This window comes from Pseudomonas sp. PLB05 (assembly GCF_021106615.1).
Classification (GTDB): domain Bacteria; phylum Pseudomonadota; class Gammaproteobacteria; order Pseudomonadales; family Pseudomonadaceae; genus Chryseomonas; species Chryseomonas benzopyrenica.
Map to the genome: position 1 here is coordinate 107021 of NZ_JAJOHO010000006.1, position 25550 is coordinate 132570.

33 protein-coding genes are annotated in these 25550 nt (G+C 60.8%); 16 read left to right on the forward strand and 17 right to left on the reverse strand.

The window, feature by feature from the left end; all coding sequences use genetic code 11:
* Window position 1: 1 nt before the first annotated feature.
* The 5 genes from LRS53_RS21960 to LRS53_RS21980 all read right to left on the reverse strand — a co-directional run bounded on the left by LRS53_RS21960 (window position 2) and on the right by LRS53_RS21980 (window position 4240).
* A complete protein-coding gene (locus LRS53_RS21960; protein ID WP_231357310.1) occupies window positions 2-370 on the reverse strand; it encodes a response regulator in 369 nt (122 codons plus the stop codon).
* 140 nt (window positions 371-510) lie between these two features.
* Complete coding sequence (locus LRS53_RS21965; RefSeq protein ID WP_231357311.1) at window positions 511-837, reverse strand: hypothetical protein; 327 nt, start codon at window positions 835-837, stop codon at window positions 511-513.
* Window positions 809-2293, reverse strand: coding sequence for a helicase HerA domain-containing protein (locus LRS53_RS21970; protein WP_231357312.1), 1485 nt, complete (start codon window positions 2291-2293; stop codon window positions 809-811). The genes LRS53_RS21965 and LRS53_RS21970 overlap by 29 nt, the downstream gene beginning before the upstream one ends.
* Entirely contained in the window at window positions 2293-3072 is a 780-nt protein-coding gene (locus LRS53_RS21975) for a hypothetical protein (RefSeq protein ID WP_231357313.1), read from the reverse strand. The genes LRS53_RS21970 and LRS53_RS21975 overlap by 1 nt, the downstream gene beginning before the upstream one ends.
* A gap of 82 nt (window positions 3073-3154) precedes the next feature.
* Complete coding sequence (locus LRS53_RS21980) at window positions 3155-4240, reverse strand: helix-turn-helix domain-containing protein (protein WP_231357314.1); 1086 nt, start codon at window positions 4238-4240, stop codon at window positions 3155-3157.
* A 167-nt stretch (window positions 4241-4407) separates the two neighbouring features.
* Between LRS53_RS21980 and LRS53_RS21985 the strand changes: the two genes are divergently transcribed.
* On the forward strand, window positions 4408-5199 hold the full coding sequence (locus LRS53_RS21985; RefSeq protein ID WP_231357315.1) for a hypothetical protein: 792 nt from the start codon (window positions 4408-4410) through the stop codon (window positions 5197-5199).
* A gap of 68 nt (window positions 5200-5267) precedes the next feature.
* Here the strand turns inward: LRS53_RS21985 and LRS53_RS21990 are convergent, their stop codons facing one another.
* Window positions 5268-5708 (reverse strand): hypothetical protein, encoded by a 441-nt coding sequence (locus tag LRS53_RS21990; protein ID WP_231357316.1) that lies wholly within the window; start codon window positions 5706-5708, stop codon window positions 5268-5270.
* Window positions 5709-5928: 220 nt separating this feature from the next.
* A complete protein-coding gene (locus LRS53_RS21995; RefSeq protein ID WP_231357317.1) occupies window positions 5929-6567 on the reverse strand; it encodes a hypothetical protein in 639 nt (212 codons plus the stop codon).
* Window positions 6568-6879: 312 nt separating this feature from the next.
* Between LRS53_RS21995 and LRS53_RS22000 the strand changes: the two genes are divergently transcribed.
* Window positions 6880-7416 carry a hypothetical protein gene (locus LRS53_RS22000; protein WP_231357318.1) on the forward strand — a complete coding sequence of 179 codons (537 nt, stop codon included), beginning with the start codon at window positions 6880-6882 and terminating at the stop codon, window positions 7414-7416.
* Window positions 7417-7474: 58 nt separating this feature from the next.
* On the opposite strand, the gene LRS53_RS22005 is transcribed toward LRS53_RS22000, so the two are convergent.
* Window positions 7475-7900 carry a hypothetical protein gene (locus LRS53_RS22005; RefSeq protein WP_231357319.1) on the reverse strand — a complete coding sequence of 142 codons (426 nt, stop codon included), beginning with the start codon at window positions 7898-7900 and terminating at the stop codon, window positions 7475-7477.
* A gap of 369 nt (window positions 7901-8269) precedes the next feature.
* On the opposite strand from LRS53_RS22005, the gene LRS53_RS22010 reads away from it, so the two are divergent.
* The 9 genes from LRS53_RS22010 to LRS53_RS22050 all read left to right on the forward strand — a co-directional run bounded on the left by LRS53_RS22010 (window position 8270) and on the right by LRS53_RS22050 (window position 14779).
* Complete coding sequence (locus LRS53_RS22010; protein WP_231357320.1) at window positions 8270-8713, forward strand: DUF2170 family protein; 444 nt, start codon at window positions 8270-8272, stop codon at window positions 8711-8713.
* Window positions 8710-9408, forward strand: coding sequence for a PspA/IM30 family protein (locus LRS53_RS22015; protein WP_231357321.1), 699 nt, complete (start codon window positions 8710-8712; stop codon window positions 9406-9408). Before LRS53_RS22010 ends, LRS53_RS22015 begins: the two co-directional genes overlap by 4 nt.
* 188 nt (window positions 9409-9596) lie before the next feature.
* Window positions 9597-9932, forward strand: coding sequence for a hypothetical protein (locus LRS53_RS22020; protein WP_231357322.1), 336 nt, complete (start codon window positions 9597-9599; stop codon window positions 9930-9932).
* A gap of 45 nt (window positions 9933-9977) precedes the next feature.
* Complete coding sequence (locus tag LRS53_RS22025) at window positions 9978-10214, forward strand: hypothetical protein (RefSeq protein ID WP_231357323.1); 237 nt, start codon at window positions 9978-9980, stop codon at window positions 10212-10214.
* Between the two features lie 483 nt (window positions 10215-10697).
* On the forward strand, window positions 10698-11342 hold the full coding sequence (locus tag LRS53_RS22030) for a DUF2491 family protein (RefSeq protein ID WP_231357324.1): 645 nt from the start codon (window positions 10698-10700) through the stop codon (window positions 11340-11342).
* A gap of 14 nt (window positions 11343-11356) precedes the next feature.
* Window positions 11357-11794: a DUF350 domain-containing protein gene (locus LRS53_RS22035; protein ID WP_231357325.1), complete on the forward strand. Its 438-nt coding sequence runs from the start codon at window positions 11357-11359 to the stop codon at window positions 11792-11794.
* An 11-nt stretch (window positions 11795-11805) separates the two neighbouring features.
* A complete protein-coding gene (locus tag LRS53_RS22040) occupies window positions 11806-12585 on the forward strand; it encodes a DUF1190 domain-containing protein (protein WP_231357326.1) in 780 nt (259 codons plus the stop codon).
* 10 nt (window positions 12586-12595) lie between these two features.
* The gene (locus LRS53_RS22045; protein WP_231357327.1) at window positions 12596-13750 is read left to right on the forward strand and encodes a glutathionylspermidine synthase family protein; all 1155 of its coding nucleotides are present in this window, start codon (window positions 12596-12598) and stop codon (window positions 13748-13750) included.
* Window positions 13751-13789: 39 nt separating this feature from the next.
* A complete protein-coding gene (locus tag LRS53_RS22050; RefSeq protein ID WP_231357328.1) occupies window positions 13790-14779 on the forward strand; it encodes a hypothetical protein in 990 nt (329 codons plus the stop codon).
* A gap of 34 nt (window positions 14780-14813) precedes the next feature.
* On the opposite strand, the gene LRS53_RS22055 is transcribed toward LRS53_RS22050, so the two are convergent.
* The 4 genes from LRS53_RS22055 to LRS53_RS22070 form a co-directional block, all read right to left on the reverse strand.
* Window positions 14814-15353 (reverse strand): hypothetical protein, encoded by a 540-nt coding sequence (locus LRS53_RS22055; protein WP_231357329.1) that lies wholly within the window; start codon window positions 15351-15353, stop codon window positions 14814-14816.
* Between the two features lie 65 nt (window positions 15354-15418).
* Entirely contained in the window at window positions 15419-15652 is a 234-nt protein-coding gene (locus tag LRS53_RS22060; protein WP_231357330.1) for a hypothetical protein, read from the reverse strand.
* 196 nt (window positions 15653-15848) lie between these two features.
* Window positions 15849-16658: a hypothetical protein gene (locus LRS53_RS22065; RefSeq protein ID WP_231357331.1), complete on the reverse strand. Its 810-nt coding sequence runs from the start codon at window positions 16656-16658 to the stop codon at window positions 15849-15851.
* A gap of 2 nt (window positions 16659-16660) precedes the next feature.
* Window positions 16661-17050: a hypothetical protein gene (locus LRS53_RS22070; protein WP_231357332.1), complete on the reverse strand. Its 390-nt coding sequence runs from the start codon at window positions 17048-17050 to the stop codon at window positions 16661-16663.
* Between the two features lie 2 nt (window positions 17051-17052).
* Between LRS53_RS22070 and LRS53_RS22075 the strand changes: the two genes are divergently transcribed.
* On the forward strand, window positions 17053-17202 hold the full coding sequence (locus tag LRS53_RS22075; protein ID WP_231357333.1) for a hypothetical protein: 150 nt from the start codon (window positions 17053-17055) through the stop codon (window positions 17200-17202).
* A gap of 514 nt (window positions 17203-17716) precedes the next feature.
* On the opposite strand, the gene LRS53_RS22080 is transcribed toward LRS53_RS22075, so the two are convergent.
* From LRS53_RS22080 to LRS53_RS23735, 4 genes are read right to left on the reverse strand one after another with little or no spacing between them, the layout of a single operon-like run.
* Window positions 17717-18283 carry a hypothetical protein gene (locus LRS53_RS22080; RefSeq protein WP_231357334.1) on the reverse strand — a complete coding sequence of 189 codons (567 nt, stop codon included), beginning with the start codon at window positions 18281-18283 and terminating at the stop codon, window positions 17717-17719.
* A 31-nt stretch (window positions 18284-18314) separates the two neighbouring features.
* Window positions 18315-18506: a hypothetical protein gene (locus LRS53_RS22085; RefSeq protein ID WP_231357335.1), complete on the reverse strand. Its 192-nt coding sequence runs from the start codon at window positions 18504-18506 to the stop codon at window positions 18315-18317.
* Window positions 18500-18889: a hypothetical protein gene (locus LRS53_RS22090; protein ID WP_231357336.1), complete on the reverse strand. Its 390-nt coding sequence runs from the start codon at window positions 18887-18889 to the stop codon at window positions 18500-18502. Before LRS53_RS22090 ends, LRS53_RS22085 begins: the two co-directional genes overlap by 7 nt.
* Window positions 18890-18904: 15 nt before the next feature.
* The gene (locus tag LRS53_RS23735) at window positions 18905-20398 is read right to left on the reverse strand and encodes an AAA family ATPase (protein ID WP_231357337.1); all 1494 of its coding nucleotides are present in this window, start codon (window positions 20396-20398) and stop codon (window positions 18905-18907) included.
* A gap of 855 nt (window positions 20399-21253) precedes the next feature.
* Between LRS53_RS23735 and LRS53_RS22100 the strand changes: the two genes are divergently transcribed.
* Entirely contained in the window at window positions 21254-21418 is a 165-nt protein-coding gene (locus tag LRS53_RS22100) for a hypothetical protein (RefSeq protein ID WP_231357338.1), read from the forward strand.
* Between the two features lie 2 nt (window positions 21419-21420).
* Window positions 21421-21633, forward strand: a complete 213-nt coding sequence (locus tag LRS53_RS22105) for a DUF3892 domain-containing protein (protein WP_231357339.1) — start codon at window positions 21421-21423, stop codon at window positions 21631-21633.
* Window positions 21634-21768: 135 nt separating this feature from the next.
* On the opposite strand, the gene LRS53_RS22110 is transcribed toward LRS53_RS22105, so the two are convergent.
* Complete coding sequence (locus LRS53_RS22110; protein WP_231357340.1) at window positions 21769-22383, reverse strand: hypothetical protein; 615 nt, start codon at window positions 22381-22383, stop codon at window positions 21769-21771.
* Window positions 22384-22763: 380 nt separating this feature from the next.
* Here LRS53_RS22110 and LRS53_RS22115 point away from each other — a divergent pair, with 380 nt between their 5' ends.
* On the forward strand, window positions 22764-24005 hold the full coding sequence (locus LRS53_RS22115) for an Ig-like domain-containing protein (RefSeq protein WP_231357341.1): 1242 nt from the start codon (window positions 22764-22766) through the stop codon (window positions 24003-24005).
* 22 nt (window positions 24006-24027) lie between these two features.
* On the forward strand, window positions 24028-25497 hold the full coding sequence (locus tag LRS53_RS22120) for an Ig-like domain-containing protein (RefSeq protein ID WP_231357342.1): 1470 nt from the start codon (window positions 24028-24030) through the stop codon (window positions 25495-25497).
* Window positions 25498-25550 lie beyond the last annotated feature (53 nt).

A 25550-nucleotide genomic window follows, 5' to 3' on the forward strand; every position in this document is an offset into this window, starting at 1 on the left:
CTTAATCCGCGCGCTGCTGGCGAGCCTGGACGTTGCGACACAGCGTGGTCAGCTGACCAAACGACCAGGGCTTAGGAAGAAACGAGGCGCTCGGAAGCCCCGGTGCGACTGGCACATGACCCGACGATACAACGATCGAAGCGGTTGGCCAGCGCGCCATCACCTGCTTGGCCAGGGCCAACCCATCCATGGCCCCAGGCATTCGCACATCGGTGAACAGGAGATCCGGTGCTTGCCCCGCTGTCTGGAGGTACCTCCAGGCATCGTCCGCCGTCGCGAAGGCAGTGACGTCCAGGCCTTCGGATTCGAATATCTCCGTCAGCATCTCCACGAGAAGCGGCTCATCTTCAGCAATCACTACCAGGCACATTGCGGCCACCGATCAAGGAACGCTTGCATCACCAGATGCGGACAGCGCGGCGTTCGTTCGGCTAATCCGATGAAGGGATAGCTAATCCAAACTGCATCGCCAATAGTGCGGAGTAGACGGCCTTATCGCTTATCGCGCGCTTAATTCACCAGCGGCGTGCGGCGCACCTGCGGCTCCGGCTCAGCCCCCGGCGCAGCATCTGGCGCAGCACTGCGGCACAACGGGTGTCCGGCCTCATCTGAGATGGCAACGAGCTGCGGGACCTTTGGGCCTGGCCGTACGCCCCACAGACAGCCCCGGGCGTCCTGCAGCACGGCGCCGCGGCCGATCGGGATGGCCACCGCCTCCAGGCGGTCGATCAGTGGCAATTCGTCGGACGTCTCGGCCGCAGCGGCGTAGGCCGGCGGCAAGCCAGCAATAACAGCAAGCAGCAGCCCCTTAAGCAATCGTGCACCAGAACCAGTCATTCTGGGTCTCCCCTTTCATCTTCAGTTGAACCAACATGGTCTTCGTCGGGGTCACCCAGGCCAGGGCATCCTCGCGCAAACGAAGCTTGGTGGCGCTCTGGCGCCAGTACATTTCATCGATGCCAAGGACGATCTTGGTCGCAACAGATGCGACGAAGTCCTCCGGAAAATGAGTTGGGCTTTGCGAAGCGGCCACGAGCATCAGGCCGAACTTGCGAGCCTCCTTGGCGATGCGGTTGATCGGGCTCTCCGGGTCGTCGTCGGCGTAGATATGGGCCTCATCAAGGATCACGACGTCGACGATGTGGTCTTGCTCACCGCGCTCGACAGCCGCGAGGAACAGTTCCTCCAGCCGGAAGAGCACGATCAGCTTGCGCTCCTCCATCGACAGGGCGTGGATGTTGTAGCGCCAAACCGGGTTGGTGGGGTCGAACGGCGGAATCCCTGACTTGAAGATGCCGATCGCCTCGAGGTTCTGCAGCCGATCGACCACCGACTTCAGCACGTCAGTGCTGTCGTAGCGCATCAGGCTGTCGAGCTCCTTGCCGGTGGTGATCGCATCGATGTAGGCGGTATAGCTGTCGATGGCCTTGCGCTTGCTCTTGTCGAGCTCCGACTTCTCCGCTTCCTCGTCGAACTGGCTTTGGCCTTTGCGCAGCGCCTGGATCACCTTCTTGCGGTGCCCCTGGGCGGCACGGTTGGCCACCTCGAGGTACGTGACGGCCTCGGCGCCGGAGCCCAGAAATGACTGCTGCAGGATGTTCTGCGCCATGCGCAGCGCGTCGCGGATACTGGGATGGGTGCGTGCCATCAGCTTGGGTGGCCAGCGAGTGATTGCCCCGTGGTACTCGTTTTGCGGTATCCACCAGCTGTAGAGGGGCGCCCCTGACCAGCGCGCGCCCAACGCTTTTGCCTCGTCTTTCTCGCCCTTCAGCACGTCGAGGAACAGCCGATCGTCATTGCCGTCGGTCATGACCACCGCAGCGCCCTCCTCCACAACCCAGGTACTCGGATCCTCCTGCCGGAACCCGTACTGGGCGTAGACATCGTTGAGCACGTTGCGCAGGCAAGCCTCCTGCTTGGGCCCCATTTGGCGCATGCTGCGATTCATGGTGGTGAGGAAGGACTGTACGCGCTTTCGCACGCCGCCGAAGTGCGGATCGGGATTCACGCGAAGTGGATTGAGGCCGTAGTTGGTGCGCTCGGAAAAACGGACCTCCGATGCCCCAGGAATCAACAGATCGCCGTGCACGTCGAAGATGTGGATCCGCGGAATGTGCCCGCCGCATGACTGCAGCATGTGGCTGATCATCTTGCGCAAGGTGTAGGTCTTGCCGGAGCCGGACATCCCCACCAAGAGGGTGTGGCCGTTCACCAGTTTCTCGCTATCCCACATGACCGGGACCTGGCGATTCTTCTTTTGCTCAGCCGCGTCGATACCGAAGATGATCTGCATCAGGACGCCTTGTCACCGCGGTTTGGTCGTGCTTCTCCGCCAGCAACCGGCTGTGATGTCCGCATTAGATCCTGACGCGCAGCCGCGCGAAGGGCATTATCCTTCGCAGCACTTTTTCTCTGGCCAGCGGCGAGCCCGAGGAGTACCAGGCTCACCGCGCCCACCGGTAGACCGTAGGTAAGACGCCCTGTCCAGAAAGAGGTAACGGCATCGACGAGAAAAATTGCTCCTAGCAGAGCGAGCGTTGCCGGGCTGGGCAAATGTCGCTTCCAGCCCAAGCTATCGCGGTGCGCCACTTCCAGAGCCGCCAGCGTCCGGACGCACTTCGGCGTGGTCTGCCGCAGATTCGACTTGTCCAGCGTCTCATTGATGAGCTCGAGTACCTGGTAGGCGTGACTGTCCGACTCGCCAGCGATGAGGCCTTTGACATGGGCGTAGCGTAGATGGCCAACGCGATAAAGACCTTCCGCTTTGGATCGAACGCGCTCCATGTGTGCCGCAAGAAAATCCACCTCTTCATCCAGCCGTAGCGAGCCCCTCGCCATGCGCTGGACCAGAGCCACAGCGTCAGGTATCCCAAGCTGAGTTAGCGAGCAGGCGAGTTTATCCAAATCAGCAACTTCGCTGATTGCAAGATAGCCATCTGCATAGGGCGCAGTACTGAGCCGTAGCAGCCGGCGATGCATCTGCTTTGGGGATAGCTCGCTTTCAATCGGACACCACGGAAAGGGGTCGATACCTGCGCGCGATAGCGCGGCGAATACAGCATCTGTGTTCATGGACTGAGCTCCTTGGCTCTGCACAGCATGGCAAGGCCAAGGAGCGCGACGGTTTCAATTCCTACCGCTTTGAGGGATGAACCTAGCTTTGCGAATCCAGCACTTCAGTCCCATCGCTCGCCTGACCGAGCAACGCGACTGCAAGCGCTGGGATCGCCGTACGGCAGATCCGAATGTTGTAGGTCGCACCAGCTCCATCGCTGACGTTGAGATGAACCCCTCCATCGGCGGATTCCACCTCCGCGAACAGGCTCTCTGCCATGTGAGCGCATGACAGGCTCACCTGCTCGGATGGATGCACGAGGGTCAGGCGCTTTTCAATTTCGGGATCGGAGCTGAGGGATAACAGATGCACTTTCGTTTCAGCGGGTAGCGACGAGAAAAGCACTTCAGTAACTTCGAATCGGGAGCGGAGGATCCACCGTCGAGCAATTGCGTGCCGGCGGATTGCCGTAAAGCGTCCTTGGAGCCCAGGTAGGCCTACCAGGTCGCGTAGCGGTAGCCAAAGGCCTGTCCGAAGACTAAGCCGGTCGTATTCTTCGATAGCACGTTCTGGCTGCTCGACAACATCCCTGCCTTTGATGATCGCCTCGCCGCCGTGGCGGTATCGCTCAGGCCAAAGAGCGCCAGGCGCGACGCCCAGGCATCGTGCAATCATTCGCTGTAGCTCTGCATGGGACGTTTTCCCGAGGCCGTCGAGCGCGCTACGCCTTGCACCTGCATGATGGGCGAGGTGTTCAAGCACGAATTGACGTCGACGCAAATTGGACTTGATCCAGCGCAGGCGCTGCGGCTCGGACCCTGGGTAATCCGCCAAATCAACCGGCCGCGTCTCCCACTGGGCTACATGTATCCCGAACCCTTTCATTCCCGCTTGTGCGGCAGTGGCGCCACCGAGATGATCGAGGAGCTCATCGAAGGAGTTCTGGGCACGCTCAGACCAAACGACTCCGTAGCGCTCCGGGAAGAGCGCCTCGACGGTCACCTCAAGTGCTAGCGCGATAGCGCTTTCCGCGGCTGGGAAAGGCTTTCTCGCGGCGGTCCGCAAATTGGATAGCTGATTAGCTTCGGCTAACTGAGTCAAGTTGGTACCGCGTCGGGTCAAGGCACGGCGGATGACAGCCCATCGCCTTTCTAGGCGTTTCGCTTCAAACCACTGGTTCGTCATATCTACTACCTCTGTTGGGGTAGATCGACGGTCCCACGAGTTTTCAAAATGCAAGTCCGCACTCCAGATACCGGGCTAGAGGCGTTAGAGCGTCGATTAGCGCGCTTGTGACTTGCGTATTTCAAAACACTGACAGGGTAGGCATTTTCCCCAGCGAGTCGCCTGCCATGCACACTCCTTTCACCTGGACCATCGCGTTCCATTCCGGCTTCACCGCCGATAGCGATCTGCAGGCCGCCCTCGATGTCGGGATAGCCATTGGAGTCGTCGCCGACCGAGTGACGCTCAGGCAGCAGCTGCGCTCCCTGCCTGATCACCTGGACAGGGGCGGCAAGGTATTCGTCGATTCGGGTGCGTTTACGGCTTTCCGTCGGCAGCTGGCCATGGACTGGCAGAAGGTTCTCACGCGCTATCGCGCCTTGTGCACCACGACTATTCGGCCGGAGAACCTGAGCATCGTCGCGCCAGACGTAGTGGGCGATCAGCAGGCGACTCTGCTCCTTTGGCACCGGTATGCGCAGGACATACGGAGCTGGATAGACGCCGGCGCCAGGGTAATCATTCCCCTGCAGGCCGGCTCGCTATCAGCCGGCGAGCTGCTGCAGGAGGCGATCGGCCTTCTGGGTACCAACGCCTTCTGCGCCGGTATCCCGTCCAACCTTGCCGCAATGACCGCAGCCGACTGTCGCACGCTCACGCACGACGATTTCCACATCCTGGGACGCGTGGTGATGACAGATGAGCTACACGACAAGGTCCAGGCCCTAATGGCCGGCAACGCCGGAGCCACGATCAGCTCCGACGCCAACTGGCTGAGATCTCGCACGAGGCAGATTGCCGGCGCAGTGGAAATGCTGCGTGGCACCCCGAACATGCTGCAGACCCGCCGCACCCGCGCGGTGAAGGCGCTGCTGAAGCAAGATGCGTTCGGAAGCCTCGATCAATTGGCGCCGCGGTAGAGGGCCGGTGCCGCGGCTAAGAGGATAGGCCTACGTGTCGCTAGGCCTCAGCCGTATGAACGCGCCAGTCAACGCGCCGCCAAGCGGCGCCCTGCTCCCGACCGCACCGTGTCGTAAGCGACCAGGCCGTAGGCCAGGGCCACCCCGCCCGGCGCCACATACATCACCGCCTGAGCCATCAACTGCGCCATAGCTTCTAGCTGCTGTTGCATCCGCTCGGCCATATCGCCGGTGGCTTGCACATCCATCATGCCCACGAACCCGACGTTGATGACGAGTCCGATCGCGATCGCGAATGCCAGCATCCAAGCAGCGTGCTTACGGACGGTATCGAAGCCGACCAGCAAACCTACACACAGCCCCATGCAGATCGTGTAGTACCAGAACGTCCAGGCAGTGAAGCCAAGCTCCTCCCCGCCGTTGCCAATCAGCACGCTGAAAAACGCGATACCGGTACCCAAGAAAGAGCCAGCTACCAAACTCCAAAACAAACGGCTAATCGCTTTCATCTAGTTCTCCAGTTTCGGGGGGATGTTATCCGCGCCACACAGGTGCGTGAGCTGACGGAAAATTTCAGCTAGAGCTGGACCAGCAGTCACCACCCTTAGGGTGCAGTGCGTACCAGATATCGCTTTCTAAAGAGGCAGAGCCGGCGCACTGGGCAAAAGCCACACGAGCTCAACTACGCAGCGTCCTGCTTCTGCGCCGGCCCGTACCAGGTGGCATCAGTCACGCAGCGGTGAGTTTGCGGGCTACTCTCGCCTTCGACGCTAGAAACGCAATCAGACCGTAGGCTACGGCCAGCGCCCCTGGCGCTATCCACATGAAGACACGGGCAACGACGCCGGCTGAGGCTTCGAGATCATGCTGTAGCCGCTCGGCAACGCCATTGGTATCTGGCACATCGGGGAATTTCTGTATGCCGAAAGCCATCAGTAAGCCGCTTGCTATGGCGAACGCCAACATCCACAGAACATAATTCCTGGCCATACCGATACCGATCACCAACGCGGCGTAACCTCCGAGGCAGACACATACGGTGAAGTACCAGTGTGCCGAGTAGGTGAAGCCGATCGGCTTCGTACCGTCGCCGATCAGCGCGCCGACGTGATAAATCCCGACGCCACCGAAAGCCATCAACGCAATCGCGACAACGAAAGCAGCTGGCCACATTGCTTGTCCGCGGACGTCTTTGAAACCGACAACAAAAGCACTGCAGATACCTAGGCAGCCCCAGTAATACCAGGACGCCCAAGCGATGGCTGTGCCCTGCACACCGACGCCTGCCAGTGTGCTCAGGGCTCCGATACCTAACCCACCCATACATCCGACTAGCAGACAGCCTCGAAAGCGGTGAATGGCGCTCATTTAGATCCTCCGATGCGCACACGCCCGATTCAAGCTCACTTGATGAAAGCGGCTGTTGCTCGTTGCGTGCCGGTTTTACCGTTCCCGCCTTGGGCTCGGTCGCCGCGTGTAGCTAACGGCCAAAGGCCACTGCGTATCGCGGCCAGGGAATGATCAGCGCTAGTAAGGCTCAGTCGATGGCTTATTTGCGCCCCAAAAGGGGGTGAACCTGCCCATTCTGCTGCTGGGGCGATGCCAAGGTATGGCAGTAAGCCTGTGCGGCCGTGTGCCGGCGCTGGCGATACCTCACCTAGCCGGATCGATGCACCTCAAATGAAAGCTCACGAAGCGCAGTGCCTATTCCTCTCCCGGGGAGATGCGGAACGATTCCGGCCAGCCGCCGGCAGCCACCTAGTGTCTATCTCCGATGGGCCCGAGGACCCGGCAGCGATCGACGAAAACCATTGGGAAAGCGTCAGCTACCACCATTTCATCGACGCAGGCTTCGATGAGGAGACCATCGCGCTGTATGGCAGCAATTTCGAACGCACCTTTCGGGACTACCTGCTGATGCCCAAGGCAGAGGAGTTGCGAATTCGATTGGATACTCTGGCGGCGGAGCGCGTATTCGTGGTGATCAACTGCCAGGCCGGCAGATCGAGAAGCGCAGCAGCTGCTGCCTATCTACGGGATCGACACGGTTACCATCTCGAAAAGCCGACGCCGGATGCGAACATGTGCGTGCTCCGAATGCTCTCCCGCGATGCCTCCCTGATGGCAGCCTATCGCGAGGCCTCCAGACAGACCGAGTCCGAGCCCGCGCCTGGTGGCTTGCTGTCGGCGATCAAATCCCTGCTATCCAGGCTCTAGGGCATGGAGGTCTAGGGACTGAGGATGCTGGCGCGCCCAGCCAGGCGGCTGCCCACGATCACTCACCGGCAGAGCCGTGTCCCCCCCTGAGAAGCTGCTCCCGGAACACGCGGTCTAGCAGCGCGCGATTCCGCACAGCCGCGGCCAGGTAGCGGGGCGATATTTTGTCTTTGACCAGGCGATAGCCTTCGGTGGCCTCCCTGTGCAGCCAGACGTACGCGGCGATCTGGAACGCCAGAACCATCGAAGGCAGGATCGCCATCCACCAGCGCCAGCCGCCGGCGACGCTGACGGCAATGCTCAAGGACATCAGCACCAGCCCCCACGCCAGTAGGCCCTGCCGGCCGGCAAAGAAAGGACGCGCCGACAGGTAAGCATGGATAGCGCCGACGCCAAGCGCTTCCCGCCGATCCAGGGTCTGCATTTGCTGCAGCACTCGGTCGAGGTCTCGTTCGACTGGCTCGTTCTTGAAATCGGGAAGCATCCCTTGGCCCTCGTCGGGTGGTTGTGGTTCGCGAGCACAGCGCGCATCGCTCTGAGCGTCATCAGATCGGGGCAGCGAGGCCACTCATAGACGGACTCTCGCCGCAACATTTGGCCTCGCGGCGGGTACGCGGCAAGCCCGGGCGTGGGTGAAGCGGAGACGTGGATTGTACCCGTCCGCAGTGTCGCGGGGCTCGACGGACATTCGGGCCAGGAACCCACTCTGCTGGCCTAGAAGGCGCCGCATATGGGCGGAATATTGGGTTCACGCCCCCAGGCGGGGCGAACTCGGAGTTGCATTCCCACGGAAGGCGGCAAGCTTGGCTCTGGCAGCGTCACGCTGCTATTTGCCACCGCCAAGGAGCGATGCATGCCTTCACCGAACTGGACCCCCTCCACGCTCTACGCCGCGCTGGCGTCTGGCGTTTCTGTCAGCAACTTCGCCTTCGACGTCACCCTCCTGGACCAGCAAGACGCGATTCGCGTCGTGCTGCCGGCGATGGGCGACCTCGAGCTCTACATCGCTGTCGTCAACGACGTGGTCGTGGTCGACTCGGCTCTCGTGCCCGCTGCGGCGGTCAGCGACGCCCAGGCCTTCAATGCTGCAGTCCTTTCATCTCGCAGCCTGTTCCCGCTTTCCGCTATCGGCCTCGAGACCGAAGCTGACGGCACTGGCCATTACGTCATGTATGGCTCGCTGCATGCCGGCTCCGATCTGGCCACCGTACTGACCGAGATCTTCACCCTGGCAACCAACGTGCAGACCGCGGCCGCGACCTTCCAATCCTTCTTTAAGCAGCAGGATCCCCTATGACCAGCCCCTCCATCCTCTCCAAACTCGTCACCCTGTTCCGCGGTAAGGTCACCGAGGCCGGTACCGCGGTGATCGACGCCAACGCGACTACCATCATCGACCAGGAAATCCGTGATGCCCGGGCAGCGATCGATCAAGGCAAGCGTGAGCTGGCGACCCTCATGGGCCAGCAGACCCTCGTGCAGCGCGAAATCGAGCAGCTGGAGGCGTCTATCCAGCAGGACGAGAAAGCCGCGCGCGCCGCGCTTGAAAAAGGCGCGCAGGACCTGGCAGAAGAGGTAGCTGGCCGGATCGCACGCACCGAGACCGCCCTCGAAGGGAAGCGCAGCATGGCTGCGGACTATGCCCGCAACATCGCCTCCATCAAAGGCAGCCTCGATACCTCGGCCGGCACCATCCAGCAGCTGGAGCAGCGTATCCAGGTCGCGAAGGCGCACCAGGTCACCCACAGCGCCCGGACGAACGCCTCCCTGGCCAGCGGACAGGCAAATGGCCGGATGAAGACCGCGGTTGACTCGCTCGCACGCATGGAGCAGCGCCTGCAGCAGCAAACGGCGACTCAGGACGCTGCTGAGCAGCTGGCCAAGGAGGCGTCGGGTGCTGATCTCGACGAGCGCCTGAAGAATGCCGGCATCACACTCGGCAAGCAGAGTGCAGCCGCCGTGCTGGAACGACTGAAGCAGCCGTCCGCCTGACGTCAGCTGTCCCGACGCGGGATCAGGTATCCGGGCAGATGCTTCTGCCTGGGTTACCTGACGCTCTAAATCCCTCTACGTTCAGCATGGCGCCATTCCAAGGAGTCGAACAGCTGGCGAAACTTATTAAGACGCGAATGTGAGTGCCTCTTTTTCAACTTATTCGCTTCGGAGTGATAGGTTAATTTATGATTGTTGAGCACGGTGAAGATCTTGTACAAGCTCGTCGTGAGGAACTGACAACGGCTGCACGGACGAGCCTATGGTTTATTCCTTTTACCCTAGGAACAATGACGGCAGCTCTGTACGAGATGAATGATGCTGAAGGTCTCATGCGCTCATTAATGACTCTTTGTGTGGAGGTTTGTTTTTGGGCGGCACCGGGTTTCGCTATGTTCGCCATGTTTTTCCGGTTGCTACTTGCTCATATGCAAGAGCCCAGAACACCTTTGACGAAGATCACGCGAGCCAATCCAGACTTCGTTGATCCAACGCTGGACCAGTCTAGCAAGCCATTTAGCTGAAAATGGTCAAGTTTTAACATCACTTTTTTCTGAGGACCCATCTATATGCCTGCCGCTCTCTTGATCCTTCTAGCCTGTTTCGTCTTCGTGTTTACTGTCATCCCGGCACACGATATCCAATCGATTGAACAGTTTTTCGACATTTTTATTTCGTACGTGATGGGCGCGGGTTGCCTCGTCGCGGCTATTGCCATCGCAGGCATCTATCTTTATGTATGGAGCGAAAATAGAAAGGATGCCAAGGAAGAAAAGGAAAAAGCCAAACTAGCAAGTAGCAAGTAGCAAGTAGCAAGTAGCAAGTAGCAAGTAGCAAGTAGCAAGTAGCAAGTAGCAAGTAGCAAGTGATGCCAACATGATCCTTAGAGTGCTCATCGTTCTTATCTGCACGATAGCGGTGCCAGCTATCGTAGTGCTGCACGATATCCAATCTGCAGAACAGTTTTTCCGGATCTTCAGCATATATTTGTTGGCAGCGATATTGGTTCCAGCAGTGCTTTACGGTATCGCCCATTGTGCACTCGCCTGGCTGGACAGATAGACCACCCCACGCGACGACCACACCGGTCCGCGCTATCTCATGCCTGGTCACGCTGGGTGGCGTGATGCACCGGCGGCCAGCGCCCGGTTCACGCCCTGTCTCGGGGCGAACTCGCCACCCCTTCGGCGCTTGCATATTTACCTTTGCCGGTAGCGTGATCCTGCCGGCAACGCGTAACGGACCTTGCCGGCGGCTAACTGCCATTCCGACCGTCACGAGGATCCTCAATGTCACTCTTGCAACGTATCCGCAGCGCACTGGGCTTCAGCGCCGTGCCAACCGGAAAACTCGTCGTAGGCTATCCCCTGGGTTTGCGCGAGGGTCTTCCCCTCACCATCGACCCCCAGCTGCCCAGCGCCATGACTGGCCTGACGCTGGTTGACTTCCCCGGTGCGCAGCCAATCTTGAACATCGGCGTCATTGACCTCGGTGCTGGCGCCCAGCTCTACCGGGTTTACCTTGCTGATGAGGACTACTGGCTCCAGGTGCACACAGAGCACGGACAGGTCGAATCGATCGTCCTGTTCAATTACCTCAGCTGGGTGCCTATGGAGTCGCAAGAGCACCTGGTACAGACCGCCGGCCCCGGCAGCCCGATCGGCCGGCCCACCTACCTGCTCGACGGAACCACCTTCAGTCGCGACTGGGGTGCCGCCGGCAATCAAGCAGAGCTCCAGAGCTTTACCGAGCGCTTTCCGCCGGCAAACGACCACCGGGACCAGGTGCAGCACCGGGCCATGCTCTACAGCCGCGACCTCGGCATCCCTGGCCGGCGGGAGTTCCTGCTGTTCTCGGTCGAGGAAAACGCCCAGGGCGAGGTATCCGTTTCAACCTCGCGTGGCCTGACGCTCTTCGCCCACGACCTCATCTAAATCAAGGAACGACCATGCTCGATGCCCTGCAACTTACCCTGACCCTGTCCCTCAATCCGACCGCCCTGCTGGGCTTCGTCCTGTACGTCGCAACAGCGTGCGTCCTGCTCGCGCTGTTCCAGTTCGCCTACACCAAGGTCACCCCGCACAACGAATGGGCGCTGATCCGGGCAAACAACACCGCAGCGGCTATCGCCCTGGGCGGCGCCATCATCGGATTTGCCTTGCCGGCGAGCAACGTCATCGCCTATTCCGTGAACCTGCTCGACTTCGTCGTCTGGGCCGTTCTGGGCGCCTTCATCCAGCTGGGCGCGTTCTTCGCGACGTCGCTCGTGCTGCGGCCGCTGCGCACCCGCATCGAGAACGGCGAGATTGCAGCCGGCATCTACGTCGCGGCGGTGGCCATCGCCGTAGGCCTGATCAACGCCGCCTGCATGACGCCCAGCGCCTGAGGAAGATCGCCATGAAACGCAGTTCACGAGTCCAGCTGTCCCTGCTCGCCGTAGCGGTCGTATCAGTCAGCGGGTGCGATGCCCCGGAAAAAGGCCACGTCCTCAACAAGGTGGCGTCCTTCGATTCCGTGAAGCAGTGCGTCGACGCGCGCATTCCGGAGAACATCTGCGCCGAGTCCTACATGAACGCGCTGGCCGAGCACAAACGGCGCGCGCCCACCTATGACACCCAGGCGCAGTGCGAGGAAGACTTCGTCGCCGGCTACTGCGAAACAGCCGATGCCGGCAAATTCGCGCCGAAATTTGGCGGTTTCGAGATCGCCGCCAGCGGGCGCGCTACCGAATCGCAGATCGCCGCGGCGCAAGCGGCAGCCAACACCGGCCATGCGGGTGGCTCAAACGACGGCCTCCTGACCGGGCTGTTGATCGGCAGCATGCTCAACAACGGCGGTGCCAGTCGTTACAGCGAGCCGGTCTATCGCTACCGGGATGATCGCGGCGGCTTCTCCTCCTCCAGCCTCAATCGGCGCATCGAGACGGGATCGCGTTTCTCCAATTCGACCCAGGCGCGCACGAGCAATGCCTACACCGCGCCGGCGCCCCGGGTAAGCAGCGGCTACACGAGTCCGCCGACTACCAGTCGCTATTCCAGCTCCCCCAGCACCAGCACCAGTTCAGTCGGCAGTAGCCGGTCCTCCATCAACACCGCCGCCGCCACCTCGCGTGGGGGCTTTGGCGGCAGCGCCGTTGCGAGAGCAAGCGGCTTCAGCGGCGGCAGCTTCGGCGGCTAGGGAGAACACCATGCAACGCATTGCTCATCAAGAACGACCAGACTGGCAGGCCCGGGCCGAGCGCAACGGTTTCAAATTTCACACCATCGAGGGTGAGCGCTACTGGGACGAGCGCCACTACTACGCCTTCACCCTCGACCAGGTCGAGAAGGACCTCGAGGCGCCCACCGAAGAGCTACACCACATGTGCCTTGACCTGGTAGGCCGTGTTGTTCGCGATGAGCAATTGCTGAAGCGCCTGGGGATCCCAGAGGCGTTCTTCGACCCGATCGCAGAGTCATGGCGAGAGGGGCATCCGCACCTCTACGGCCGCTTCGACCTGGTCTACGACGGCAAGCGCCCGGCCAAGATGATCGAAGCCAACTACGACACCCCGACGTCGATCTACGAGGCGGCAGCGTTCCAATGGGACTGGCTCGAGGATGGCATGGCGCGCGGTCTGCTCCCCCAGGGAAGCGACCAGTTCAACAGCATCGAAGAAAGACTGGGCCAGGCGTTCCAGGCGCTGCGCCTGAAGCACCCCTTTTACTTCGCCTCCATCGACGGCTCCGAGGAAGACAAAGGCACCTGCGATTACCTGCGCGCTGTTGCCGAGCAGGCCGGCCTGCAGACCGAGCACATCTACCTGCAGGAGATTGGTCTGCAGGAAGGTCGCTTCGTCGATCTGCAGAACCGGTGGATCCCCCACCTCTTCAAGCTTCATCCATGGGAATTCATCTTCGAGGAAAAGTTTGGCGCGGCGGTGGCCAAGTCGGACACCCAGTTCATCGAGCCCATGTGGAAGGCCATCATCTCGAACAAGGGCATGCTGCCGTTGCTTTGGGAGATGCACCGCGGGCACCCGAATCTGCTGGAATGCCACGTCGACACTACGCGCTCCGCCCCGGTACCGGCGGGCTGGGTGCGCAAGCCCTTCTTCTCGCGTGAGGGCTCGAACATCGAGCTGCACACCGCTACCGGCGAACGCGAGGTAGTGGACGGCCCCTACGGCGATTCGCCCCAGATCCTGCAGCGCTGCGCGCCGCTGCCACGTTTCGGCCAGGACTACACCCTGATCGGCAGCTGGGTGATCGGCGACTGTTCGGCCGGAATCGGTATTCGAGAGGACAGCACCTTGGTCACCAAGGATAGCTCTCGCTTCGTTCCTCACCTAATTCTCAGTTAACACTGAAATCCGCACTATAAATATGAAGTAGAGAAATTCATGGATCTGTGTTCAATACCTAGCGCTTGGCCATTCACCAAATCGCTTTTGGCGTTTATCCTCATGACTATTGGAGTGGCGCTCCTATTAATCTGGGCAATTTACGCCATCCAATACAACAACAAAAAACCGATAATTCTCCGCTCAGGCACACTACTTCGTTATTTCATGAAAGTTAATCGCCAACGCTGGGCAATGGCGCTTATATTTTGCTTTATTGTGATCGGATTCGAATTAATTAAAAAGCAATTAACGTCGTATGACCCTTGTTTCGTATTGCCAGACGCATTCGACCCTAGCATTATCTTTCCTCTGTTTTTAGCACTATATCTATTCGTCGGCGTCATGCACTCACAGGGTCTCGGCTGTCATGTCGCAGAAAACATTAAGGTCTCTTGGGATCGAGGAAATATACTCTCCTTGCACCTCGCTGGCCGACCAAATGAAGTGCTTAAGGCGCTAAGGGGTAATATTACCAAGAGGATTGACGATTACGCCAAACTGTTTGAGGCCTCGGCCCTACCATCGACAGTTCGCTTGGAGAGCTGGCTCTTTCTTCGTCATGTTAGTGACCGATCAGCAAGCGAGTTGCATACGCTGCACGCACTACTCATCTTCCCTAAATTAACCGCTTTGATTGAAACGATTAAAGCTAAGCCCAGGCGGTTCTGGCGTGTCCTGACTGTGCGGATATTTCGGCTTGCTCTACTTATGAGACTCGTAATGCGGTTTGGGCGTATTAATAACACACTGCTAATAATGACAATGCCAGATTTCGCTGAAGTGACTTGCACAGTCTGCGGCGCTCCTACAACGCCCACCATAGCCAAATCGATTGAAAGGCTCCAACTGTTAGATCCGAAGAGGCGGTTTGGCGTACTGCCGATAAGGAAGTTTACCACTTGGGAAGTTATTCATCTTGTTACCAACTACCCAAACCTTGGCAGCCAGCTCGTCCCGTGGACGACAGGATTTCAATTCACGAAATAAAAAAAGCCCGGCAATGCCGGGCTTTTTTTATTGATCAACCACTAACCGTGCAAGCTCGGACAAGGCCATGAAGGCCCATCCCGATCTCATCGGCAGGCACATCGAGCCTGGCCAGCTCAAACCCGAACTGGCAGATCCGTGCGTAACTGCTGACACTGGGCACAGCGGGGGTTCGCAATTCTCGGCCGGAGCCGAGCATCACGATGTCCTCCGCCGGCGCCGGAGCGCCATGCGCCTTCAGCGCGTGCATCTGCTCGTCGATCGACCAGCCGAACAGATTGCCGTAGTGCTCGATGACCTCCCTGATCTGCCAGACCTCGTCCGGCCGAACAGGGAAGGCGCTCCAGTCGATCCAGCCTTGCAGCCGGAACACGATCTCCTTGGGATTGCCCCAGGCGACCGTGCATTGCACCCGACGAAGGGCAAAGGCACCTAACGCGGCCTGATGGACCTGGTCGCGAAGGTTGTGCTCGTCGAAGTCATGAACGTCGGCGATGCCCATCCCGACATAGGCGGTCAGCGTCGAGCCCTCGATAGGCCAGATGTTGCCGTTGGCGAAGCGTGCGTAGTGCATAGGTGCTCTCCTGGATCTCCAGCTGCGCCCCATAGCGGGGCGCAGCCGTCACGTCCGTGTGATGGTCAGAGGATGATGCGACGCGCGCTTGCCGGTACCGGGCGGGCGGCAGGTGCGTTCAGTTCGATCCAGTTGCACTGGTAGCTGCCAGCTATTGCCTGGCAGACCGGCACGATCCGCTTTGCCTGGACCAGGGATCCGGGCACGGCAGGCGGTACAGGTGCGCTGGTGCAGCCGAGCAGCGTGCAGGACGCCAACACGAAGGTGAGGAGGAACAGGAGAAAGCGAGAGTTTTTCATGAAAGGTCTCATCGATGGACGGACCTTTCCCCATACGGGGATTGGCCCGTATGGGTGGGAGAGTGCTGCAGAGCAGCTGAGGGTGGCCGGATGGCCGTCTGGACCGCAACGCATGTTGCAGATCAAGAACGGTGATTCTACGACGCGCCAAACGCACGGTCCAGAGGGGTTTCAGGCTCACACCCGACACGCCCTATCAGTCAAGGAAGAGCTTGCGTCCAGACTGCGCTATATCGCTGTTGGGCGTTACCGAGGGAGGCGTTGGCGCCTCCCTCGGAGAAACGATCGGCGCGGACGGTCTGGAGCTAGTCTGCTCCGCTGCAATATGTGTGAGAGGCCTTGGTGCGCTCGTCGTCTGAGACGCTGCAGACTGCGCTCGCGCTGCTGTAGCGTACGCCTGGATCAAGGGGTTCTGTAGACCGCGCTGCAAGGCTTCGCGTCGAGTCTCCCACCAGAGGTGGCCACAAATGCCAGCAGTCAGCAGCAAGACGAGACCCATACCGCCCAGGAACCACGTGATGGCAAATGAGCGGCCGGCAATTTCCGCCACGGTCGGTATCGCTACGGCGATGTCCCCTAACGATTTCTGCATCTGCGGCCCGGTGGTAGAGGGATAGGCGACGGATAATAGGAAGCCCGGGGTGTCCCCCCGCAAGCGAGTCATCTCCTTGAAGCTCCCGTTACCCCCGGAAAGGCGCTGCACGGTTTCATCCAAGGTGAAGATCTCGCCGGTGACCGTCCCGCCGAGAAAGTGATTGAGCCCATCAGGATCCAGGACACGGCACACTGGTCCGCTGGCGCGTTCGATGTAATGCCCTGGGCAGATTCGAACCTCGTCTGCGCCATCAGGCTTGGTTGCCACCAGGTACTGATCGTCGGCGATGAAATACGCCTTACTGGCCACGAAGCTGGGCTGACTACGTGGTTCCAGATCTGGAAGTGCGGCAAGCACAGACGACGTAGTGAAGCAGAGCAGAGCGAAACAGAACACGTGCAGTCGGGTCACCACTATGCTCCAGCCTCTTGATCAATTCGTGGCAGGTGCTTGCCCTGGGCCCTGATCAGCTGCTTCTCGAAGGCGATCGCCTCGTGCCGCTCAATGAACGGGCCATACCGCTTCTCGTCGACTAGAACGAGCCAGGCGCACCGCCAGGTCCTGGTCCAGGTGGCAAGCTTCGTCGACTCTCCTGCTACGCTGCGAATGGCGCCGAAGAAAAGCCGTTTCAGTGCGCCGGCCGGTACCACGTGGGAAACCCGCTTGCGCTCAAACGACTCGAGTTGCAGGCCGGCAAAGCTCACTTCGTCCTGGAAGCCGGTCACCGTCCCTGCGGATATCACGATGCGCCGGGGTGCGGCGGTCCGGCCGCCGGCAGATTGCCGCTGCACGGAGCGGGTCATGCTTGCGCTCCTTCATCAAGGAAAAGCCGGCGCCCTACATGGCCGGTATCCATCCCTATCCCTTCGGCCGCGCACTGTTCGGTACCGTCGCGCTGATTCTCCGGCGCGACGGTAGGCTGCTGGAGCAGCTGTGGCGCAACTGGCTGAGGTGAGGCCTGCACAGCACGAACAGGCTGGGGTTTTTCCGCGATAGGCGTTGCGGCCCCACCAGGGCCAGGTGTCCACCAGTGATCAACAAGCGCCAAGAATAGGGATCCGAGCATCACCACTACGGCGACTACCTCGAAGGACACCATCAGCGCTGGAGAGAGATCGGTTGCTAAGGCCAGTCCAACTGCGAAACAAGCACCGGTCGTTGGAACATAGACTGCGGAGTCGTAGTCGTGGTCAAGGCACCACACCCAGGCTGCCATACAGAAGACGCCGAACGATCCGAAGACCCACAGTCGTACATGCTGATCGATGACCGATGCAGATGGCCAGCCAAGCCAGTTGAGCGCGAGACAGGCCAAAACCAGCGGCAGGGTTGCGATCCCAATCAGGGTGCAGTGGTGTCTTTTCTTCATAAGTAGACCATGCGGTAGGTGGTCACGGTCCCTGCAGATATCACGATGCGCCGGGGCGCTGCGGCCCGGCCACCGGCAGATTGCTGATGCACGGAGCAGGTCATGCTTGCGGTCCTTCGTCGAGGAACAGGCGGCGCCCTACATGGCCGGTATCCATAGCTGCAGCCGCGGGCTGTTCGACACCGACGCGCTGATCCACCGGCGCGGCGTTAGGCTGCTGGAGCAGCTGCGGCTCAACCGGCTGGGTTGAAGCCGGCATAGCATTAACAGGCTGGGGTTCGACCTCGGTAGGCCCCGCGGCTCTACTGGGCGCCGTTGGCGACCAGTGATCGGCAAGCGCCAAGATCAGCCCACCGAGCATCACCAGCGCGGCGCATACCTCGAGGAACACCATCATCCCTGCAGGAAGATCGGTTGCTGCGGCAAATACCAGGGAGCTCCAAAGGCCGATCACTGGACCGTAAATCCATGCGCCAAAGTCTCCGCTAGCAAGCCACAACAGGATGGCAATGGCGCAGACGACAGCCAACGATCCGAAGACCCAGAGTCGTACATGCTGATCGATGACCGATGCAGATGGCCAGCCAAGCCAGTTGAGCGCGAGACAGGCTGCAACCGGCGGCAGGGTTGCGATCCCAATCAGGGTGCAGTGGTGTCTTTTCTTCATGAGTAGACCATGCGGTAGGTAGTCGGCGACGTCAGTAGATGACCTTCTGGGTGCTTACGGCCTGCAGCTCGAATGCACGCTCCGGCTTCAGCTCGACCTCGGTGACCTCAGTCCCTTCCAGCCGCAGCCGATGCTCCAGGTCCTCGCACGTCTTGCCCTCAAAGCCCTGGAAGTCGGCGGTCACCTTTGCCGCTTTGATCGTCACCACTACGCGCTTCACCATACTGCCTCCTCGGCAATCACTTCCAAATGGCCGTTCTCCCACCGGATCTCCACCTGGTAATTCTCGGCACGCAGGGCTGCGGCGTAGTGCTGCGCCAGGTACATATCGGCCAGCTCTGCGCTAACCCGGCGCGTCCACTCTCCCACGTCACCGTAGTCTTCCTGGTAGGGCATGTAGCGGCCGTGCTCGAGATTGAAGCCCAGACGGAACTGCGGCCTCTCCGGGTGTTGAAGCACCAGGTCGTAGCGCTCCGTGGTGTAGCCGACCATGACCCGGTACAGCCTTTCGTTGGTCAGCACGATGCCCAGCTCAGCCAGGGCAGTCTTGAAGACCACTGCGTCGCTGTAGGCGACCGTAACCTTCCCTTTCACGATATGGCTCATGTCTGATAACTCCTCTTAACCCAGTTCCAGGGCACGTCCGCCGTACGTCTCGACGATTGGGTCGAGTGTGTTGGCGCGCGTGAATCCGTCCTCGCCAAGGCGGCGAATGGCGTCGATGTCGGCCTTGCGGGTCTCGCTCGAAGGGCTGATGTCCGCCAGCGCCTGCAGCAGCAGGGTCTGGCCTACCGGAGCGTCGTGCTCGGCCGCCAGATACCGCGCATCGGTGACGGCTTGCTCGATCTCGGCGCCGGTATACCCATCGCTTTCGCTCACCAGCGCAGGAAGATCCAGATCCTCTGCCTGGCACTCGGCGATCCGCAGATGGATATTCAGGATGGCCTCGCGCTCGTCTGCGCTCGGCAGGTCGATGAAAAAGCAGCGGTCCCAACGGCCGGCGCGCATCAGTTCCGGCGGCAGCGCCGCGACCCGGTTTGCCGAAGCGACGATGAAGACCTGCTCCCGGCGCTCCTGCAGCCAGTACAGGAAGCTACCGAGCAGGCGGCGCGAAATCTCGTTGTCCGCCTCGCCACTGGCGAAGGCCTTGTCGATCTCGTCGATCAGCACGGTGACGGGCGCTATCTGCTCGATCGTCTGCAGGGCCTGACGGAACCGCTGCTCGGTCTCACCCTGGTACTTGGAGTAGAAACGGTTCATGTCGAGGCGCACGAGCGTGGTACCGAAGACGCCGGCGGCGGCCTTGGCCATGAGTGTCTTGCCACCGCCCGGCACGCCAGCCAGCAGCACGCCTTTGAGAGGCAGGTTCTTCTCCCAGCCCACCTTACGGCCGCGCAGGAAGCGCTTGAGTGGCTCCAGGCCGCCGACGGTGTCGATCTCTACCGGCTCTAGGACATCCAGGCCAACCTCGCGCAGGATGTGGTGCTTCTCGCGGCGGATCTCCGACAGGTACTCCTTCCCATTGCGGCGGCTGTTTGCCGCCAGGATGAAGACGTTGCGCATCTGGGTGTGGCTCAGCCCCATCGCGTGGTTCGCGACCACGCCACGTTCCTCTTCCGTGAAGATCGACGCTTCCGCGCCGCTCGCCGTGGCGCGGCCGCCATTGAGCGACCGCTGCACGTCTTGCTCCGCGGTCTTGATGACGGCGATGACTTCCGCCCTGGACATGGGCGGCAGGTCGATGTGGTAGACGAACTCCTCCGATAGCCCCTCTCGCCCGGCGATGACGTAGCTGACGCCGTATTTTTCGAGGACCCCGAGGCTGCCCTTGAGGGCAGGCAGGTTTTCGCTGGAGCTTCGCTGACGGTCCTGAAAATACGGATCGAAGATCACCACGCCCCGCTTTGCGTCAGGGCCCTCTGCGATCTGCTTGATCTGGCCCGGGTCCGGTACCAGCTTGAAGGGCATCTCGTGGTAATGCCGGCCCAGGTCCGCAGCGACTTTCTTGACCGCAGCGCGCGCCCGGGCAACTTCGAACGTCTTGAGGGCCACGACGGGGAAGGCGCAGCGAAAAGCGGCGGTAATGCGTTCGAGGACTTCGTTCTCTTGAGACACGACCCAAGCTCCTATGCATGGTGGCGTTGGAGTTAGGTTGTCATTACGTCGAATCGAAATGGGCGCAGTTTGCGCCCTTGGCGGGGGCGAACCGGCGGGAATGGTGTGGAGCGGCCTAAGCAGCTGTACGCCGGGGCAGAACGTCGCAGCGGCCATCGAACGTTTTCTTCTGAACGAGCGATTGCTTATAGCGGCCCGGTATATCCCCTGACAATTTCAAGCCATCGCAATTGGCAAGTTGTACGTTATTTGACCACCCTAAACTTACCTCGCAATCCATGCGCATCAGGCTGGTTCGGTCCCCACAGATATCCCCTATCCTTGAACACGTTATCCACGTCTTATCCACAGCCTGAAACGCATCAAATCCACATCTAGTGGGCGTTGACTCCCAACAACACCATATATAGCGACTTCCCGGCATCGCCTGGGACGGCGAAACACCCCTATGTCAAGACTGTCTCCCCTAGCGAGGAGGGCTTATCCTGTCGCCCTAATACTAGTGTGATAGGTCAACACCATGACCTAGCACAACAACCCCACTGCTTGTGTTGTGGATGGCAGAAGGCACTAAACGTAGGATGTGATGATAAAGGGCCACCTCGGAACGAGTTGGCTTGGCATGGATGCCGGAGATGAGGGTGGCCTAGGCTCCCCTGGAGATAGGATACGGGTGGACTGCGACTAGCTTCCGACGGCGCACCGCAGCCACCCGTGGCTCCGAAATGACACTGGTGAGCAGCACTTCGGAAGGCCGTATTTAACGCCTCGCGTGATTATCACGTCAACGCGTTTTGATGACGGCTGAGGGATCGCTCACCCTCCGATAACGTCTGTCTTTAGGATTTACAGACTATGAGCCACATCGTAAGACGTCGCCGTATTCGGCGCATTCCTCGCATCAAAACCGTGTTCGTCCACCGCTATCGGCGCTTCCGCCTTGGGCGTTGGGAGAACGTCCGCCAGCACTACCGCAGCCTGCCACAGCCACAGCTTGTCTTCGATTTCGGGGAGGACTGAGCATGGCCAAGCACATTCGCGGCAACGGTGACGGCAAGAACGGCGAGAACCAGTCCTACACCATCCCGGGCCGGGGCAATGTCCCGCGGCCCCAACTGGTGCGGGAGGTCGAAGCAGGGAAGCACCCGGACTTCGGGATCGTGACCCGCAATGGGACGCCCTATGTTCGGGCGAACCCGGACGGGCGCAAAGGCAACAACGTCGACCAGGAATAGCTTTACTCCGGCCAGGGATGGCCTACCACTACCCTCTCGCAGGAACACCTGAGTCGCGTCGGCGCGGTGCCGGCAAAGCTCAAGTCGCTCCTAATCCCACACCAGCGTCTCCTCGGTGATACCGGGCGCGCCACCTTAAGCCGTCTGCATGAACGCGGGCGTCTCCCCTGACTGGTCCCCTGCAATCCGCGGCTTGATTCGATCGCTGACGTCACGTGCTATTGAGCTGACGGCCGACCAATCAGCTTGCAGCCAGTACCCGATGACCGAGCCGGCCATTGTGCGATCCAGCGGCGAAAGCCGGCCTTTCAGCAGCAGCTCCATATCGACCTTGAGCGAGTCGACGTGAAAGCCAGCCTTCTCGGACGCGATCCAGAAGCCCGGATCCTGGATGCGGAACATCAGGTCGAGAGTGAGGCTCGCCAGTTCAAGTAGCGGCTCTTGCGTCGCCGCAGCGCGAACGCGGAAGGCCGAAACCAGCTGCTGCCGCGAGCGGCGAATTCGGTCCGCCCAGGCCTGCTGTTTGGCAGAGCCACCCCACAGGTCAGGGAGTCCCGAATCGGCGACATCCTTCCCCGCCGACGCGCTTGTCCAGGCCGATCGCAACAGCCTGGAGCAATCGCTGCATAGCGAGTAGCGCGCGTAGCGCTCTTCGTCCTGCCGGGCCTTGCTGGAGTGGTAGTGGAAGGACGCGTTATCGGTGTGGCCGCACATGCGGCGTGTAGCGGCGGAGAAGTGGTTGGCGGACATCGGTAGCTCTCTTCAGAAAATTACAGCGTGCCAGCCTTCTGAAAATTGCAACTCGTCCAAATTTCAGCTGTGAAACGATGCTATCCAAGCCGTTTTTGGGAGCGAATTGGCGGCGTTAGCATGCCGGGCCGGAGGTAACGTCAAGGTACGAACAATCATCGACCTCGCTCATGCCACTGACCTCCTGGTTTCTCCCCAAACGTCGAGCTACGACCCCTAGCCTACGTGCGCTTCTATTCTTGGCTCTAGCGCTCGTAGGCGGTACGGCGCTGGCCGACACGTGTCGGTTTGATAGGGGGACTTTTTATTCGGAGGAGCCTGACGACTACAACGCCATTATCTATGTGCGGGTCTTCCGCGACGGTCAGGAATTATCGATCGTGAGTCGCTACAACCCTGAGCATCCAGGGCCTTTTGTAGCATCTGATGGAAAGACCTATCGGCCGGGGGCACTGACCAACGAAAATTTCGTTGGGACGTACATGTCCGAGCTTTGCGGTGACTTTGGTCCGACCTATCAGAGCACCCAGTCGGAAACACAGCAGGCCAACTGCCCTGCGACTCATCCCAACGGTTCAATTACTCAGCAACGCACATTTGAGGTTTGGTCCGACGGAAGTCGCCGCAATTACTCTGGCTGGAGCGAAATAGGGCGCAACTGCCAGGCGGTCTACAACTCGACGCAAACCGAGTCGCGCAATCAGGACTGCCCGGCGACGCAGCCCCAGGGCACCATCACCCAGCAGCAGACCTATGAGGTGTGGTCGGACGGCAGTCGCCGCAATTATTCCGGCTGGAGAACGACCAGCAATACCTGCACCGCGATCTACTCGTCCAAGGGATCGGAGAGCCGTCAGCTGAGCTGCCCGGCCGCGACGCCGAGCGGCACCTGGACCCAGAGCCGCAGCTATGACCTCTACACCGATGGCAGCCATCGTAACGAGTCGGCCTGGGGCGACACCTCCACCTGCTACAACCGGACGCCCGTCGCGGGCAACCTTGCGATCGCCAGCGACGAGGACACGCCGGCCAGCGGCACACTGCCGGTTACCGACGACCACTCGACCTTCACCTACCAGATCGTCAACGCGGCGCCTGCAGCCGCGGGCACCGCGCGCTTCGCCGGTAATACCGTCGTCTTCACGCCGACAGCTGATTGGAATGGCGCGACGTCGATGACCTACCGCGCCCAGGACCCCAGCGGCGCCTGGTCGAACGTAGCGACCGTGTCGATCACCATCCGGCCGGTGAATGATGCCCCTGTCGCCGAGGCGAAGAGCCTCATCCTCGATGAGGACACCCAGGCCAGCGTGCTGCTGTCGGCAACGGACATCGACTCTCCTGCCCCTACAGTCTTCCAGCTCGTTGCCGTGCCGCCGGACGCGGTCGGCCAGGTCACCCTCGCCGGACCCACGGCCACTTTCAAGCCGGCCAAGGATTGGAACGGCGCCACCCAGTTCACCTACCGCGCCCAGGACACCGCTGGCGCTTGGTCGGCGCCGGCGGCGGTGGCTGTCACCGTGCGGCCAGTAAACGACGCGCCTGCGCTGACCGATGTTTCGCTCGAGATAAGGACGAAGGAATCCCTGCCGGTGACCACACGGGCAGTGATTATCCGCTGACCGCTCCATAGGGGGAGTGAACATGATCCGTCGTTTGCTGATCGCACTGTCCGCTGGCGGCGCACTCGTGTCGCCCAACTACGGCATGGCATATCCCAACCCGCCGACGCAGGGCTATCACCCGGAGCTGATGTCAGGCGCTGATTGCTCCTATGGCTACTTCACGACCCGCTCCGCGGCAAACGGCTACACCGCAGTGCTCGGTCCGCCGGACGCCTCGTGGATGGTCTGGGATGACTGGCCGGGATCGAAGTGGGGAGGTGATGGATCCGCGATCGTCGAGCGAGAGGGAAGGCGCTACTTCGTAGGACCATTTTCATCATCGCAACCAGACAGCGGAGGCACTGCGTATACCTGGGCGATCTGCCAGGCAGCGAACGTGTTCTACGTTCGGACCGAGTCCGAGAGCCAGCAAACGAACTGCCCCATCAGCCAGCCCGCAGGATCGGTGACCCAGAGTCGAACGTATCAGCTCTGGTCCGACGGCAGCCGTCGCAACTATTCAGGCTGGAGCGAAACCGGCCGCACCTGCCAGGCCGTCTACAACTCGACCCAGACCGAGTACCGATACCAGAACTGCCCCGCTACGCAGCCCCAGGGCACTATCAACCAGCGGCGGACCTACGAGGTGTGGTCCGACGGCAGCCAGCGCAATGACTCCGGCTGGACCACCACGGGCAACACCTGCACCGCGGTCTATTCCTCGAGCGCATCGGAGACGCGGCAGCTCGCCTGCCCGGCTGCGACCCCAACAGGACCCTGGACCCAGCGCCGCACCTATGACGTCTACAGCGACGGCAGCCGGCGCAATGAGTCCGCCTGGACCGATACCGCCACCTGCTACAACCGGACGCCGGTAGCCGCCAACCTGGCGATCGCCGGCGATGAGGACACGCCGGTCAGCGGCGCCCTGCCAGTCACCGACGACCACTCGACGTTCACCTACCAGATCGTCAATGCAGCGCCTGCTGCAGCGGGTACCGCGCGCTTCGCCGGGAACACCGTCGTCTTTACGCCTGCAGCTGACTGGAATGGCACGACGTCCATGACCTATCGCGCCCAGGACCCCAGCGGCGCCTGGTCGAACGTGGCCACCGTGTCGATCACCATCCGGCCGGTGAATGATGCCCCTGTCGCCGAGGCGAAGAGCCTGATCCTCGATGAGGACACCCAGGCCAGCGTGCTGTTGTCCGCAACGGACATTGACTCACCTGCTCCGACCGTCTTCCAACTCGTCGCCGTGCCGCCGGCGGCGGTCGGCCAGGTCACATTGGCCGACGCCAACGCCACATTCAAACCGGCAAAGGATTGGAACGGCGCCACCCAGTTCACCTACCGCGCCCAGGACACCGCTGGCGCCTGGTCTTCGCCGGCGGTGGTCGCCGTCACCGTGCGGCCAGTGAATGACGCCCCAGCGCTCACCGAGGTGTCGTTGGAGATACGAACCAAAGAGTCGGTGCCAGTGACCACGCGTGCCCGGGTCATCCAGTGACGTTGAGCCGGCCTTGCATTCTGGAGATAGGACATAGCCTTGACTGACCCAGT